The 14,474-nt window shown below is 53.2% G+C and carries 13 protein-coding genes; 5 read left to right on the forward strand and 8 right to left on the reverse strand.

The window, feature by feature from the left end:
- Positions 1–50: 50 nt before the first annotated feature.
- The gene (locus H7A81_RS11370) at positions 51–923 is read right to left on the reverse strand and encodes an EamA family transporter (RefSeq protein WP_182057537.1); all 873 of its coding nucleotides are present in this window, start codon (positions 921–923) and stop codon (positions 51–53) included.
- Between the two features lie 68 nt (positions 924–991).
- On the opposite strand from H7A81_RS11370, the gene H7A81_RS11375 reads away from it, so the two are divergent.
- Together H7A81_RS11375 and H7A81_RS11380 are read left to right on the forward strand one after the other, a co-directional pair.
- Complete coding sequence (locus tag H7A81_RS11375) at positions 992–1,513, forward strand: MarR family winged helix-turn-helix transcriptional regulator (protein WP_182057538.1); 522 nt, start codon at positions 992–994, stop codon at positions 1,511–1,513.
- Between the two features lie 356 nt (positions 1,514–1,869).
- Positions 1,870–3,189 carry an FAD-binding oxidoreductase gene (locus H7A81_RS11380; RefSeq protein ID WP_097119104.1) on the forward strand — a complete coding sequence of 440 codons (1,320 nt, stop codon included), beginning with the start codon at positions 1,870–1,872 and terminating at the stop codon, positions 3,187–3,189.
- Positions 3,190–3,216: 27 nt separating this feature from the next.
- Here H7A81_RS11380 and H7A81_RS11385 read toward each other — a convergent pair whose 3' ends face one another.
- From H7A81_RS11385 to H7A81_RS11410, 6 genes are all read right to left on the reverse strand, one after another.
- On the reverse strand, positions 3,217–4,893 hold the full coding sequence (locus H7A81_RS11385; protein ID WP_182057539.1) for an ABC transporter ATP-binding protein: 1,677 nt from the start codon (positions 4,891–4,893) through the stop codon (positions 3,217–3,219).
- On the reverse strand, positions 4,890–5,756 hold the full coding sequence (locus H7A81_RS11390) for an ABC transporter permease (protein WP_182057540.1): 867 nt from the start codon (positions 5,754–5,756) through the stop codon (positions 4,890–4,892). Before H7A81_RS11390 ends, H7A81_RS11385 begins: the two co-directional genes overlap by 4 nt.
- Complete coding sequence (locus H7A81_RS11395) at positions 5,753–6,787, reverse strand: ABC transporter permease (RefSeq protein ID WP_255478944.1); 1,035 nt, start codon at positions 6,785–6,787, stop codon at positions 5,753–5,755. The genes H7A81_RS11390 and H7A81_RS11395 overlap by 4 nt, the downstream gene beginning before the upstream one ends.
- The gene (locus H7A81_RS11400) at positions 6,787–7,512 is read right to left on the reverse strand and encodes an aspartate/glutamate racemase family protein (protein ID WP_182057541.1); all 726 of its coding nucleotides are present in this window, start codon (positions 7,510–7,512) and stop codon (positions 6,787–6,789) included. The genes H7A81_RS11395 and H7A81_RS11400 overlap by 1 nt, the downstream gene beginning before the upstream one ends.
- 161 nt (positions 7,513–7,673) lie before the next feature.
- Positions 7,674–9,272, reverse strand: a complete 1,599-nt coding sequence (locus H7A81_RS11405) for an ABC transporter substrate-binding protein (protein ID WP_182057542.1) — start codon at positions 9,270–9,272, stop codon at positions 7,674–7,676.
- Positions 9,273–9,458: 186 nt separating this feature from the next.
- Positions 9,459–10,310 carry a Vmh family MBL fold metallo-hydrolase gene (locus H7A81_RS11410; protein ID WP_182057543.1) on the reverse strand — a complete coding sequence of 284 codons (852 nt, stop codon included), beginning with the start codon at positions 10,308–10,310 and terminating at the stop codon, positions 9,459–9,461.
- 120 nt (positions 10,311–10,430) lie between these two features.
- Here H7A81_RS11410 and H7A81_RS11415 point away from each other — a divergent pair, with 120 nt between their 5' ends.
- Both H7A81_RS11415 and H7A81_RS11420 read left to right on the forward strand, forming a co-directional pair.
- The gene (locus tag H7A81_RS11415; RefSeq protein WP_182057544.1) at positions 10,431–11,309 is read left to right on the forward strand and encodes a LysR family transcriptional regulator; all 879 of its coding nucleotides are present in this window, start codon (positions 10,431–10,433) and stop codon (positions 11,307–11,309) included.
- Between the two features lie 68 nt (positions 11,310–11,377).
- Complete coding sequence (locus H7A81_RS11420; protein WP_182057545.1) at positions 11,378–12,061, forward strand: O-methyltransferase; 684 nt, start codon at positions 11,378–11,380, stop codon at positions 12,059–12,061.
- A 192-nt stretch (positions 12,062–12,253) separates the two neighbouring features.
- On the opposite strand, the gene H7A81_RS11425 is transcribed toward H7A81_RS11420, so the two are convergent.
- A complete protein-coding gene (locus H7A81_RS11425) occupies positions 12,254–13,228 on the reverse strand; it encodes an AEC family transporter (protein WP_182057546.1) in 975 nt (324 codons plus the stop codon).
- A gap of 91 nt (positions 13,229–13,319) precedes the next feature.
- Here H7A81_RS11425 and H7A81_RS11430 point away from each other — a divergent pair, with 91 nt between their 5' ends.
- Positions 13,320–14,207 carry a LysR substrate-binding domain-containing protein gene (locus tag H7A81_RS11430; RefSeq protein WP_182057547.1) on the forward strand — a complete coding sequence of 296 codons (888 nt, stop codon included), beginning with the start codon at positions 13,320–13,322 and terminating at the stop codon, positions 14,205–14,207.
- Positions 14,208–14,474: the final 267 nt, after the last annotated feature.

Consider the following 14,474-nt stretch of genomic DNA (forward strand, 5'->3'; position numbering starts at 1 on the left):
AAAGGAGAGAGGATGGTGGATTCGATGTCTGGAAAATGTCGAGTGAAACCTTAATTGCCACGAAGGGATGTGCGCTGCACAAGCAACACGCTGATTAAAACGATGATCAGTCCGACAAAAGCCGTACCGCTCATCACCTGAGATAACACTACCCAGCCGAGCAGCACGGCGGTGATCGGGCTGAGCAAACCGAGCGATGCCACCGCAACGCTCGGCAGGCGGCCAATTCCCCTGAACCACAACCCGTATGCCACAAATGCACCGGCCAGGGAGAGATAGGCATAAGCGGCCCATTGTGGCAGGGTCAGTGTGGGCAGTGGGGCGTCAATCAGCCACGCTGCGGGTAGCAACATTATTCCACCCAGTATCAGCTGCCAGCCGGTGAGGGCCATCACCGGCAAATCCATTTTCCAGCGGCGAGTCAGCCATACGCCTGTGGCCATACAGGTCGCGCCCAACAACGCGGCCACAATGCCGACGGGTTCGAACACCGTTTGCGGAGAGAGTAATAGCAAGGCCATACCAACAACCCCGGCCAGCGCGGCCCATAAAGTGATTCTTGCTGGCGCCCGATGTTCAACTCCCCATGCCAGTAACATCAACAGCAGCGGTTGTATCGCGCCCAATACGGCAGCAAGCCCGCCGGGCAGTCGATAGGCAGCAACAAATAACAGTGCCTGGAAAACACCGATATTCAGCGCACTAAGAATAATGAGCCGTCCAATATCACGGTTGGCGGGCAGGCGACGAGTGAACAGCAACAACAATACCCCTGCCGGAAGTACCCGAATCAGCGCCGCCGTAAAAGGGCGATCGGGTGGCAGAAATTGTGTTGTGACGATGTAGGTCGATCCCCAGATAGCCGGGGCCAGGGCAGTCAATATCACGTCACGCCAATACGAAAGAGAGAAAGAGGATTGCATCATTTTGCCTTTATCTTCAATTCAAGATAAAATTAGTGTGTCCACCAATTACCTTGAAGTCAAGATAAATGAATGATCCATCTGAAACCCGATCTGATGCCGTCGATCTCATCCTTCAGCAGTGGCAGCGCGAGCGGCCAGATTTAGACTGCAGCCCGATGGGGCCGATTGGACGTCTCAAGCGTTGCACGGCGCTGATTGAACAGCGACTTGAAGAAGCTTTTGCCGAGTTTGAATTGTGCATGTGGGAGTTTGATATGCTGGCAACACTGCGCCGTGCCGGAGCACCTTATAGTTTAAGTCCTACCGAGTTGTTTTCGACGCTAATGGTCACCTCGGGCACCATGACGCATCGCTTAAAACGCCTTGAATCCAGAGGGCTGATTACCCGACAGGTAAATGCAGAGGATGCGCGAAGCATGCTGGTGCAATTGAGTCAGGACGGGCTGGCGTTAATCGACCGCGCGGTTGAAAAACACGTGGATAACGAAAGAAAGATTTTGTCTGGGCTCTCTCCTGAAGTGCTGATGGCACTGGATAGCCACCTGTCGGGTTTACTGCAATCGCTTGAAGGATCCCATCAGCGCTAATTGCCCCATTCTCACGCGTCAGCGTTGTGACGTCGTAATGAGTATTCCCCCTATCAGGCCACCAAATTTATTTCAGGTCCGGTGCTGTGGCGTAAGTTGAGCACACCGGATCCCTCTAACGCTTCCTTGCCAATCCCCGCGCCTGAACCCCCGATTTTTTGCGATCCATAACACAATCGTATCGTGATCATATTGACAACATTTCATGAGATTCAGTAAAACTTTATACATCAGGTATACATGATAAATACCCGTGAAATTCATTAAATACTTACGCTTTACACCTCTAAAAAACCCTACGTTGTACGGGCAATCCGCCAGTACAAACAATGAAAACGTGTATTGGAGTAACGGAATTGCAAAAGATCACCTCACTGCCTGCCGATGATTCGATGCCGGGTTGGTTTCATACCAGTGCAGCTCGTACGCCACGCCCGGCGCATATTGGTCAGAAAAAAACACGCTTCGCGATTGTGGGGGCGGGCTTAACGGGCCTGGCGGCTGCGCGACAATTAGCGCTGAATTTCCCCAATGATGAAGTGGTGCTGATCGAGGCGCAGGAAGTGGGATATGGATCGGCAGGACGTAACGCTGGTTTTGCCATTGACGTACCCCATGATATCGGCGCGAAGGATTACATTGGCGACGTCACCATTGCGAATAAAGTTCTGAAGCTGAATACATTAGGGCAAAACTATCTGCGTCAGATTGTGCAGGAACACGGCATCGAATGTCAGATGACCGAATCCGGTAAATATCAGGCATCAGTCGGTGAGCAGGGCACGGCGATTCTCGAAGCCTATCGTAGCGGATTGGCAAAGATCGGGCGCGAATCCGAAATGATCTCGGGTAAAGATCTGCCGGATCACATTGGCACTTCTTATTACAAGCAGGCGCTATTTATTCCCGGCACCATCTTGTTGCAGCCTTCAGCATTGGTAAAAGGTCTGGCGGATAATCTGCCCGCGAACGTCACGCTGTACGAGTACACACCCATCACGTCGATTGACTACGGTGACAAAGTGACGTTGGTGCATGACAAAGGGAGCATCACCGCTGATACGTTGATCCTGGCTAATAACGGTTTTGCGTCGCACTTTGGTTTCCTGCAGCGCCGTTTGCTACCGACTTTCCTTTACGGCAGCCTGTCACGTCAGTTGACTGAAGAAGAACAAGCGCGTTTAGGAGGCAAAGCGGTGTGGGGGGTGATTCCGGCGCATCCGTTTGGCAGCACCATTCGTCGCACAGTGGATAATCGTATTCTGGTGCGCAACAGTTTTAGTTTCCATCCGGATGGACGACCACGCGAGAAATACCTTAAGCAGTATCTGGAAAACCATCGCAAATCGTTTGAACGCCGTTTCCCAATGCTGCCGCAGGTGGATTTTGAATACACCTGGAGCGGAGCGATCTGCCTGTCAGAAAACCACGAAGGCTTCTTTGGCAAACTGGCACCGAATGTTTATGGTGCGCTGTGCTGCAATGGGTTGGGCATAACGCGCGGCACGGCAACCGGCAAATTGATTGCCGATATGATCGCAGGTGAGAAAAACGAACTGATCGATTTCCTCACCCAATCACCGGGTCCAAACCGCACGCCAGCTGAGCCTTTCCTCTCGATTGGCGTGAACTCGGTGTTGAAGTGGGGCCAATACCGCGCAGGCATGGAAGTATAAGGTTTTCCTTTATCCTGGTTAAGTCGATCACCCTGTCGCCGTCAGCAATGGCGGTGCAGTGGCAGGGCGCACCGACGCCAGCAACTGCTGCGTATACGCATGCACCGGACGCTGCCAGATCTGCTGATGGTCGCCATGCTCCACAATCTCGCCTTGATACATCACCATCACTCGATCCGCGATGTATCGAACCACCGCCAGATCGTGGGAGATAAACAGCAGCGACAGGTTACGCTGCTGTTTCAAACTCACCAGCAGATTCAAAATTTGCGCCTGAACCGACACATCCAGCGCTGACACCGGTTCGTCGCAAATCAGCAAATCCGGGTTGAGCATCAGCGCGCGGGCAATGCCAATACGCTGACGCTGCCCACCAGAAAACTCATGTGGATGGCGTTTCAGTACGTTTAATGGCAAGCCAACCTGCTCAAGCATTTCATGCACGGCACGCAGTTGCTCAGCGTGCGAGCCTCTGGCATGAACGCGTAAAGGTGTTCGTAGAATCTCTTCCACCGTATGGCGTGGATTGAGTGAGGAGAACGGGTCCTGAAAGATCATCTGGATGCGCGGCCGCCATGCCGCACGCTGACGGTTGTTAAGATGATCTAACCGCTCACCGGCGAAATGAATCTGGCCGCTATCCGGTTTTAACAATCCTAATAGCAGGCGCGACAGCGTTGATTTACCACAGCCAGATTCGCCCACCAGCCCCAGTGTCTCCCCGGGTTGGATATGCAATGACACATCCCGCACTGAAGCGCTGCCCGCTGGCATGGAAGGATAACGAAACTGCAACTCATCAAGCGCCAGCAGTGGTGCGGCCTGCGCATCAATCGCCGGTAGCGCGTGGGCTTCCGGTATCACAAGTCGCGGCGGGCCATCTGCTTGATGCACGATCTCTGTCAGGCGGCGCTGACGGTAATGCGGTGTTTCCCCTGCATGTAATGAAGCCGCCAGCAGTCCACGGCTGTAGGGATGTACCGGTTGATGGAACAGCGCGGCCTTGCTGCTCTCTTCGACTTTTACGCCGCGATACAATACCGCCACGCGATCGGCATATTGCTCGACTAACCCCAGATCGTGAGTGATAAACAGTACGCTCATGCCAAGTTCATGGCGCAGGCGATCCAGCAGCTCCAGAATCTGACGCTGCACGGTGGCATCCAACGCGGTAGTGGGTTCATCGGCAATCAACAACTTCGGTTCGCAGGCAATTGCCATGGCAATCATGATGCGCTGGCGCTGACCGCCAGAGAAATGGTGTGGATAATCATCAACGCGTTGCTGTGCGTGAGCAATATTCACCTGCTCCAGTAAGGTAATGGCACGCTGACGCGCCTCATGCCGGTTCAAGCCAAGATGTAACTGTACGCTTTCGGCTAACTGTTGTCCGACGGTTAGCACCGGATTCAGCGAGGTCATCGGATCCTGAAAAATCATGGCGATGGACTTGCCACGTAGCCGTCGTAATGTGGCTTCCGGCTGTGCCAGTAGATTTAACCCCTGGTAGTGAATCTCACCTTCCAGCGTGGCGGCTGGCGGCGTTAACCGCAAAGCCGCCAGGGCACTGATCGATTTGCCACTCCCCGATTCGCCAACCAGCGCCAGCATCTCGCCAGGCTGCACACTGAGATTGAGATCCTGTACCGCATAACGCCCTTCAAAATGGACAGAGAAGTGACGAAACTCCAGTATCGCGCTCATTGAGATGCTCCTTTACGACGCGGATTGAGCCAGTCATTGAACGCATCGCCTAATAAATTCAACGCCAGTATGGTCGCGGCCAGTGCACTGCCAGGCAGCACTGCCAGATACCAGGCGTTCTGCAATGACTGGCGACCATCGCCAATCATGCCGCCCCAACTGATGCGATTGGGATCGCTGAAGCCGAGAAAACCTAATGAGGACTCTGTCAAAATGGCGCTGGCCATCATCACGGATAGCGTGACGATCAAGGTAGGCAGCAGATTGGGCAGCACTTCACGTAACAGAATCCGCAGTGGGCTGTAACCCAGCGTTTGTGCCGCGAGCACAAATTCCTGATGACGCAGCAGACGGCACTCAGCCCGCACCAGCCGCGCAATCATCGGCCAGCTCGCGACACCAATCGCGCCAGCAATGTAATTCACCGTGGGATGTCCAATCGCGACCAGTACCACCACCAGTAAAAAAGCCGGGAAGGTCTGAAACAGCTCGCTGATACGCGTGACGATGCGGTCGGTTTTGCCACCGAAATAGCCTGCGCTGGCCCCGGCGATCAGGCCAATCACCACGCTCACCATCACCGCGATAGTGCCGATTTGCAGAGAAACCCGCGCGCCATGAAAAATTCCGGCGGCCACATTGCGCCCGAGAGAATCAGTGCCCAGCGGAAATTGCGCATCATCACCCGGCCAGAGAAACGGTTGAGCCGCCATCTCCAGCGGGTCACCGGGATACAACCAATCGGCCAGTAATGCCATCAGCAGCACCACAGCCAATAGAAGACTGCCCAGCACCACTTCCAGCGTTCGAAACCAACGACGCCAGGCGGATAATGGCGTGAAAGAGAGTGTGAGGGCTTTCATGCATGACCCTCCATACGCGGGTCAATCAGGCTTTGCAGCACATCGACCAGCACATTCACAATCACCACCATAAAAGCGGACAGCAGTAGAATGCCCAGCACCACATTGAAATCACGTGCCACGATGGCTTCCATCGCCAGACTGCCTAATCCTGGCCAGCTAAATACGGTTTCAATCACGGCGGCACCGCCCAACAGATTGCCAAAATACAAGCCTGCAACAGTGGTTACTGGCGTAAGCGCGCAGCGCAGCATATGGCGCAGTACGATGCGCCACGGTGCCAGACCTTTGGCGTGCGCAGTGCGGATAAAATCCTGATCGGCGACGTCCAGCAACGCGGTGCGGGTCAGGCGGGCGTAAATCGCGATGAAATAACTGCTGAGCGCCAGCACTGGCAACAGCGCGTGTTGCAGTTTATCCAGCAACGCGCCACCGGCCGAGAGATTGGCCCCAATCGTTTGGTTGCCGCCACTGGGTAGCCAGTTAAGTTGCACCGAAAACAGCAGTAACACCAGCAATCCAATCCAGAATCCGGGCAAGGAATATAACAGCAGGTTCACCAGCGTCAGCAGACGGTCAGGCCATTTATTGGCCCAGAAGGCCATGACGACACCGAAACCAATCCCGATCACCAACGCAACGGCTTGTGCCAGCAGCATCAGCAATAACGTATCGGGTAAACGGCCAAGTATCAGCCCGGTGACATCGGTGCCAAAGCGCGGAGAGTAACCGAGGCTGAAGTGAGCAAGGTGCCACAGATAGTTCCAGAACTGCGTCAGAACAGGTTGATCGAGACCGTATTCGGCCCGCAACCACGCCATGGTTTCGGCGGAGGCACTGCCAGACTGGCTGGCCATCACATCCACCACATCGCCGGGTACCAGTTGCAGTAAAACGAATACCACCAGCACGATCCCCAACGCAGCGGGAACCGCCTGAATCAGTGCATCACGCAGTGCATAGAGTACGCGCCGGGTGGTGCGTGACAGCGGCCGTACGGGTTGGCGATCGGCTGCGTGGCTGCGCGACATTAAAGGGTCCATTGTGCCCCCCGATCCCAATGCGGAGGGCGCAAAGCCGCCTGAAAGCTGTTTACCAGCGTCAGTGTGTCATACACCGGAAGGCCAAAGCGTGCCTGCAATAGCGCGCTAAACGGCGCAAGGTTGGTGCATTCCAGCAGCAGTGCGCCGCTGTTGGGGAAGCGTTGTAAAGCGCTTGCCGCCGCATTAAGCACTTCATCGGCCATGGTTGCCCAGTTGACGCTACTGTCGCCTTCGCGGATAGAGCGCACAAACTCAGAATCTGCTGGCATACCGGCCACCTGTGCCTCTGCGGGAATGCCCACACGGGTCAGATAATCCGCTTTTAGCGTGCTCTCATCGAAAGTCAGAATTAGCGGAGGGCGGTTAGCCGGCAGGATCTGGCGCAGGCTGACATACTGCAACAAACTGCTGGTGACGATGGGCACCGGTGACCAGGCCGCCAGTTCCTGTTGATACCAGGAAAGGTAGCCGCAGCTGGTGGTGAGCCCATCAACACCCTGATCAATCAAGGTCTGAGCGGCACGTTTAAATGGCTCCAGCAGGGCGTGCTCGCCCAAATGCCCCATGCGCTGAGGAATGGCCTCGTCCACCACCTGATAGCGCACCGGAAATCGCCAGGTTTGCGGATTGCCAATATCGCCCTGGTAGCGACGAAAAGCAGTTTTGACCATCAGAATGCCAATGGTGGCGGGTTGGTGTATGGATTGCGTCATGATTGTGATCCCTGGAAATACCGAAAGGCATAATAAAGATTGACGTTAACAAAGGGGGCTGACGGGAAGAATCAATTAAAAGCGCAAAAGTTTTGCGCTTTTCTGATAACGACAAGCGGCAGCGTTAATCTGCCGGTTTAATTATTGTTACGAGCGCTACATTATTTGGCTGTCTTATCGATCCATACGCTGGACAAATTACCTTCCAGACCATCGGCAGTAGGCGAGTCATCATGGACTTGTTTACTTCTGATGGTGATAAATTGCGGAGAGGCCAGATTAATATCCGGCAGTTCCTGTTGCACGATGTCCTGGAATTGCTGAAATTCCGCAACGCGCTTCGCCGCATCATTCTCGGTTTGTGCCGCTTCCAGCAATTGATCAACCTGAGGATTCTGGTAATGAGAGATATTGGTAAATGGCACACCCGGACGGTAGTTCTTTGACCAATACAGGCGCTGCACGCCTACGGTGGGATCGTACAGGTTGGCATACTGATCGATGGAGAAGGAAAAATCGCGTTGAGTAAATACGCGTGTGGCGTAGGTCGACAGATCCTGCGAACGCAATGTCACCGCGATGCCCACGCGAGCGAGTGCGGACCGGACAAATTCAGCGTTGCGGCGGAAGGTGTCGTCGAAGGTGCTGTAATCCAGCGTGACGCGCAGGCGCACGCCGTCATCGCCTTTCTTATAACCCGCCTCATCCAGCAAGGCGTTTGCTGCTGCCAGATCGTATTGATAAGGGGAAGGCTTATTGCTATGGAATGCTTTCAGGTTAGGCCCAACAGGCGTTTCTGTGGGGGTGGCATAGCCAAAATAAACCACATTCAATAGCGCCTTGCGGTTAATGCTGTGCGCAATCGCCTGACGCACGCGCAGGTCTTTAAACAGCTTGTCATCCAGGTTGAAGTGGATCGAGGCCACGCTGTTGGAGTAGTTATAGCCTTTGGTTTCAGATTCTAATTTGGGGTTTTCCTGCAATCGCTTCAGCTCGCTGAGCGCGACCGGCGTACGATAGCCAATATCAGCCTGACCGGTTTGCAACGCCAGTGAACGTACGGTGGGATCGGTCGAAAACTTCACTACCAGCTGGTCGATATAAGGTTTTGGCGCATCCCAATAGTTAGGGTTGCGTTTATAGAGAATGTAGCTGCCACGCTCCCATTTTTCGAAAATATACGGCCCGGTACCAATCGGTGCATTGTTGTTAGGATTTTTCAGCACATCACCGTTTTCATAGATGTGCTTAGGCAGAATCGGCGTTTCTCCAGCGGCAAACGCGGTGATCAAATAAGGTGCCGGATGGCTAAGCACCAGTATCGCAGTCAGATCGTCCGGCGTTTCGATGCTGGTGACATTGGCAAAGGTGGATTTGGCGCGCGGATGGGTTTTCTTTAGTAGATCGAGAGAAAAGGCCACATCGGCAGAGGTAAAGGGCTGACCATCATGCCATTTCACCCCTTTACGCAGATGGAAGGTATAGCGCTTGCCGTCTGGGCTGATTTCCCAGGAAGTAGCCAATTGTGGTAGCGGATGGAGATTATAGTCGTAGGTCAGTAAACCTTCATTGACCTTGGCGCTGGTGGCAATCACAGGTTGCGCAACTGTTGCCAGCGCGACCAGTGCTGACGGTTCACTGGGTAAAATTAGCGTCAGCGTCCCGCCTTTTTGTGGCGCTTCCGCTTGAGCTGAAATAATACTAAGCGTTCCCATTAGTGTAATAAATAAAATTCGACTTAAACGTCGCAATGCATTCATTTCGCGAACCCTTTTGTGAGAATAATAAATATGCTGCAGGCTCGGGGAAATTAGCAGGTAAGGGTGGGGTTGACTATTAAGTAAAATGGGATTGGATTGCAGTCATTCAGATATTAACATAATGACGTGATGATGAAGTCAGGTCGTTATTAATAACGACCTGACTTCATCATCACATTACAGTGATTACCACTTCATCTCGCCAGTATTCACTTTAGAACTGAGTTCGAGCGAACTTTCATCCGGCAGCTTCGGATAGGCTTTTTTCATCGCCTCAATCACGTCTGCTGACCCCTTGTGCTGTTGGAGTGCTTTTTCAAAGGTTTGCAGATAATTAAGGGTAAATGTCACCGCGCCATCGCCCGCCGGACGTGTGCCGATGTAGTGTCCTGGAATGACCACTTTCGGTTTAAGCTGCTTAATTTCTTTGAGCACGCTGCGCCACTGCTCACGGCTGGCTGGCGTTTGTGTATCCGCGGTCCAGACGTGGATGCCCGCTGCCACGGCGGTGCCACCCAGCACGGCCTTATTAGCTGGGATCCACAGGTAAGCGGATTTATCACCCGCATGGCGCAGTTCAATACGTTCACCATCCACGCTAAACGAAGTCTGATGGGTGGTCTGTGGTACATAAAGTTGGGTAGGCGCACCACCCGGCATTTTCGGGCCCCAATACGCTAACTTGGCGGCTTTAGTGGCTTCGATATGCTCAACCACTGTTGGTGCTGCGACAATTTTCACCTGAGGGAAGGCTTTGACGATGGGCTCCAGGCCAAAATAGAAATCAGGATCGCCTGAGGTAATCAGGATTTGCGTGAGTTTTTTGCCGCTGGCTTTGATCATCTCTACCAGTTTCTCGCCGTCTTTCGGGCTGAATTGTGCATCGACCAACAGCGCTTCATGTGGCCCGGTAATCAGCGTTGACGACACCGGAAACACGCCTTGTTCCTGTGGATTGTAAACTGCCAATTGCAATGGGGCAGCAAACGCCGGGCCGACTGCCAGTGCGAGCACCAACGTCAGTGACTTCATCTTCATCTCATTTTCCTTTCAGTGCCAACATGGCTGGTAAGCACATCATTGTAAGGATTTTGCTGTCTGCTAGAATTCCCGCAAATAGAGATGATCAGTTTCATAAAACGATCAGATGGAGAGCAGATGGACAGAGTCACAGCCGCTTCAGTATTTAATCGCATTTGCGAACTAGGCAGCCTGAGTGCCGCAGCGCGGGCGCTGAATATCTCCCGGCCGATGGTCAGCCGTTATCTGGATGAAATGGAGAAATGGGCAGGGGCACGTTTACTGCACCGTTCATCACGTCGCCTGACCATCACCCCGGCCGGCGAAAAAGTGCTGGAGAAAACCCGTACGCTGGCTCGTCTGTCTGATGAGATCGCCGGACAGGGTGAACCGGGAGAACCGCAGGGCACATTACGCGTCGCCTGTGCGCACTCCACCGCGACTCATATTCTGGGGCCGATGATCCCGGCATTTCTGGCACGCTTTCCATTGTTGCGAATTGAATTAGAAATCAACAATCAACCGGTTAGCCTGGTAGGTGAGCGTATCGATGTAGCGGTAAGGATCACTGACAATCCGGAACCGGGCGCGATTGCCCGTCGGCTTGGCGAATGTGTTTCAGTGGTATGCGCATCACCCGATTATTTGCGCAAACATGGCAATCCTGAAACGCCGCAGGATTTAAGCCAGCATAATTGCCTGCACTATAGCCGCTTTGCCGGGCAGAGTTGGCAGTTTAACGATGCCAATGGCGATGCCCTGAGCACAGCCGTAAGCGGAAATTTCAGTGCCGGCATCTCATCGGTATTGTGCGATGCCGCCATCGCCGGATGTGGGCTGGCCATGGTGCCAGAAATGGAGGCGCGCGCCGGGATAGAAAAAGGTCAGTTGCAATGTGTACTGCCGGACTTTACGCCAAAAACTCTCGGTATTTATGGTTTGTATATGTCGCGAGAACGCCAACCCGCCGCGCTACGGCTGTTTCTTGATGCGGTGCAGCAACAACTGGCTTCATAAATACATTACGCATAACGTCATACAGTTGTGCTATGTCTTGAGAATCTCACACGCAAGGAGAACTCAAGATGCGTATTCCCGATTACCCCTCGCAACATAATGAACAGTGGGCACAAGTCGATAATTACTTTGCAAACGCATTGGCAGCCGAGGATGTGGCGCTGAAAGCTGCATTAGCGCATAACGCTGCTCAGGGCTTACCGGTGCACGATGTTTCGGCATTACAGGGCAAATGGCTGGCATTGATGGTGACGATAACAGGTGCAAAGCGCGTACTGGAAATTGGCACATTAGGTGGATACAGCACAATCTGGATGGCTCGGGCGCTACCGGAAAACGGCCAAATTATCACGCTCGAATTCAATCCCCATCACGCTGAAGTGGCCCGTCACAACCTGGCGCTGGCACGTGTTCACGATCGTGCAGAAGTGATCGTTGGCGCTGCATTGGATAGCTTGCCGATGCTGACTGCGCCGTTTGACCTGATCTTCATTGATGCCGATAAAGTCAATAATCCTCACTATCTTCACTGGGCATTGAAACTTGCTCGTGTTGGGACCGTGATCATTGCAGACAACGTGGTACGTGGAGGGGCGGTAGTCGTTGCTGACAGTGAGGATCGTAATGTCAACGGCCTGCGTGAGTTCGTCGATATGATCAACCAGGATAATCGATTGGAAGCCACGGCACTGCAGACGGTTGGCGAAAAAGGCTGGGATGGAATGATCATGGCGGTGGTGAAAAGTTTATAAGCGTTTGAATGCTTATCATGTCTTTCAACCAATACCATCGAACGTAAATGGCCGGCACTGCCCACTTGGCTCGCACCCAGCAGGATGCAAACCATGAAGCTCTGGCAAATTGCGAGCAGTATCGTGAGAAGGAAGAAGCGGCGTGCACCATTTACGCCGCTGGAGATCAACGCTCAGCGGCGAAATGACGCGCTAGGCGATGGGCGTGACTTGCATAAAGTGCATGATCGCCACCAGTGTAACGATCGACAGCACCGTGGAGATGAGGATCGCGCCAGAAGTGATTTGCGCATCACGCCGATAATACTCAGCCAGCATAAAGGGCCCGGTGCCGGTGGGCAGTGCCGCCAGCAGAATCGCCATGTTGGTGAGATCCTGCGGCAGGTGAAACAGCCAGACGGCTAAAATCCAGGTCAGCAGCGGCTGCATCACCAGCTTGGCCACCACGACCAGGCCCACCGTGGTGAAACTCATTTTCGCCGCGGTGGGCAATTCGCTGGCTTTGGCTTTTTGTCGGCTGGCTAGAAACACCCCTAAACACACCAGCGCGCAAGGGCTGGCCGCACCGCCGAGCAATTTCAGGAAAGTTTCAACGCTATCTGGCATGGTCAAACCTGCGCTGGAGCATGCTGCGCCTAGCAGCGGAGAGATAATCAGTGGATTTTTCAAAATGGCGCGCAGTACTTTAATCGCCAGTCGATGAAATTCACGTTCACTCTGCAAACCAATCTCGATCATCGCGATGGCAATCGCGAACAGGATACACGCCACCACAATAGTCGCCGTGGTGGTGGGGATCAGGCTGCTTTTACCAAAAATCAGTAACAACAACGGGAAGCCCAGATAACCGGTGTTGGGATAGGCGGCGGCAACGCCATCGACACTGGCATCGGCAGTGGATTTGCCTTTGAATTTTTGACAGGCAAAGACGATAACAAATGAGGCGGCGCAGGAGAGGGCAAACGCCCAGAAGAATCCCGGTTGATAAATGGTGTGCCACGGCGTGTGTGCCATGATGTCAAACAGCAAGGCGGGCAGCGCCAGCCATACCACAAATTTATTCAGTTCCGTCGCCGAGGTTGGCCCTAATACACCTAGCATGCGGCAAGCATATCCCGCCACAATTAAGCCGAAAACCGGCAAAAGAATCAGAAACGTAGCTATCATTGTGTCCTCCCAGTAAGCTGAAGGACTCTAGTGCCTTTAGTGATGCAGATCCAATAGCAAATTTGGCCGGGATTGATACGGAAAATGAATCATGCTTGATATGAAGCCGCTGCGGTACTTTATCGCGCTGGCAGAAGTGAAAAATTTCCACCGTGCCGCGGAGCGTCTGCATCTGTCACAGCCGTCCTTAAGTCGTCACATCGCTGCACTGGAAAAAGCGGTGGGTACACAGCTGGTGGAACGCAATACGCGCCAGCTAATGCTGACGCCCGCCGGTGAGAGCTTCTACCAGGATGCACGTAAGATCCTCGAATCACTCCAGCAGGCGCAACAACTGGCGCGTGACACCGCCGCGGGCAAATCGGGTTTATTGCGCGTGGGTTTCACTATGTACTCTGCACATAGCGTGATCCCGGAGTATGTGCGATTGATTCGCCATCACTTCCCCAACATTGCTCTGGAGTTGGAAGAGGCGGTCACTGAAGACCTGCCGGATAAAGTGCTGGCAGGTGAAGTCGATTTAGCGGTACTGGTGGAAGGAACTGCACGCGTGGGCATGCAGACATTGACCGTGTTAACCGAGCCTTTATGTGTGGCCATGTCGCGCACACATCCTAAAGCGAGAAGTCGGAAATTGCAGATCGAAGATCTGCGCGACGATCCTTTTGTGATGACCTCCGCCAGCGCCGGGAGCCGATTAACCGCGGTAATTATGGATTATTGCCGGGCTCATGGTTTTGAACCGATGGTCAGTCTGCAGGTTCGTCTGCAACACACCATGCTTAGCCTGGTCAATAACGCTAGCTATGTGGCATTGGTGCCTTCATCTGTTCAACAACTCAAAATGGATGGCATCGTCTTCAAACCGCTGGCGGATGCGCCGCAAGTTAATCTTGCCGTTGCCTGGAGCAGCGATAACCGCAATCCCTGCCTCAACAGTTTTATAAAACTGCTGATTCAACGACACGCAGCAGTGTGAAACCTACGCCAGCCGCATAATCATCTGCGGCGCGATAACTACAATGAATTAAATCAATCAGTTAAGATGGGTTGGCCCCGCGAGTCAGTGGCGGTTTCAGCCTGAAATCGCCACAAATTCAGCATTGTGTTGTTCAAAAATAAGCCAATATTTACTTTATCGTTAAGCCAATTTTTATTTTCTAAACGGTATGAAGCACCCTGGTAATTCAATCACACTTATAAAAATCCCAATCCTGCTTCTTCCTTTAAAAAAAAAAAAAAAAAA

This window comes from Pantoea sp. ME81 (genome assembly GCF_903970985.1).
Lineage (GTDB): Bacteria > Pseudomonadota > Gammaproteobacteria > Enterobacterales > Enterobacteriaceae > Pantoea > Pantoea communis.

What these genes read in the sequence shown, in the direction of transcription:
- H7A81_RS11395 (WP_255478944.1), bottom strand. Translation starts at nt 6,787, where the DNA reads ATGTCGCGCAGCCACGCAGCCGATCGCCAACCCGTACGGCCGCTGTCA.
- H7A81_RS11430 (WP_182057547.1), top strand. Translation starts at nt 13,320, where the DNA reads ATGCTTGATATGAAGCCGCTGCGGTACTTTATCGCGCTGGCAGAAGTG.
- H7A81_RS11390 (WP_182057540.1), bottom strand. Translation starts at nt 5,756, where the DNA reads ATGAAAGCCCTCACACTCTCTTTCACGCCATTATCCGCCTGGCGTCGT.
- H7A81_RS11375 (WP_182057538.1), top strand. Translation starts at nt 992, where the DNA reads ATGAATGATCCATCTGAAACCCGATCTGATGCCGTCGATCTCATCCTT.
- H7A81_RS11405 (WP_182057542.1), bottom strand. Translation starts at nt 9,272, where the DNA reads ATGAATGCATTGCGACGTTTAAGTCGAATTTTATTTATTACACTAATG.
- H7A81_RS11420 (WP_182057545.1), top strand. Translation starts at nt 11,378, where the DNA reads ATGCGTATTCCCGATTACCCCTCGCAACATAATGAACAGTGGGCACAA.
- H7A81_RS11425 (WP_182057546.1), bottom strand. Translation starts at nt 13,228, where the DNA reads ATGATAGCTACGTTTCTGATTCTTTTGCCGGTTTTCGGCTTAATTGTG.
- H7A81_RS11385 (WP_182057539.1), bottom strand. Translation starts at nt 4,893, where the DNA reads ATGAGCGCGATACTGGAGTTTCGTCACTTCTCTGTCCATTTTGAAGGG.
- H7A81_RS11370 (WP_182057537.1), bottom strand. Translation starts at nt 923, where the DNA reads ATGCAATCCTCTTTCTCTCTTTCGTATTGGCGTGACGTGATATTGACT.
- H7A81_RS11400 (WP_182057541.1), bottom strand. Translation starts at nt 7,512, where the DNA reads ATGACGCAATCCATACACCAACCCGCCACCATTGGCATTCTGATGGTC.
- H7A81_RS11410 (WP_182057543.1), bottom strand. Translation starts at nt 10,310, where the DNA reads ATGAAGATGAAGTCACTGACGTTGGTGCTCGCACTGGCAGTCGGCCCG.
- H7A81_RS11415 (WP_182057544.1), top strand. Translation starts at nt 10,431, where the DNA reads ATGGACAGAGTCACAGCCGCTTCAGTATTTAATCGCATTTGCGAACTA.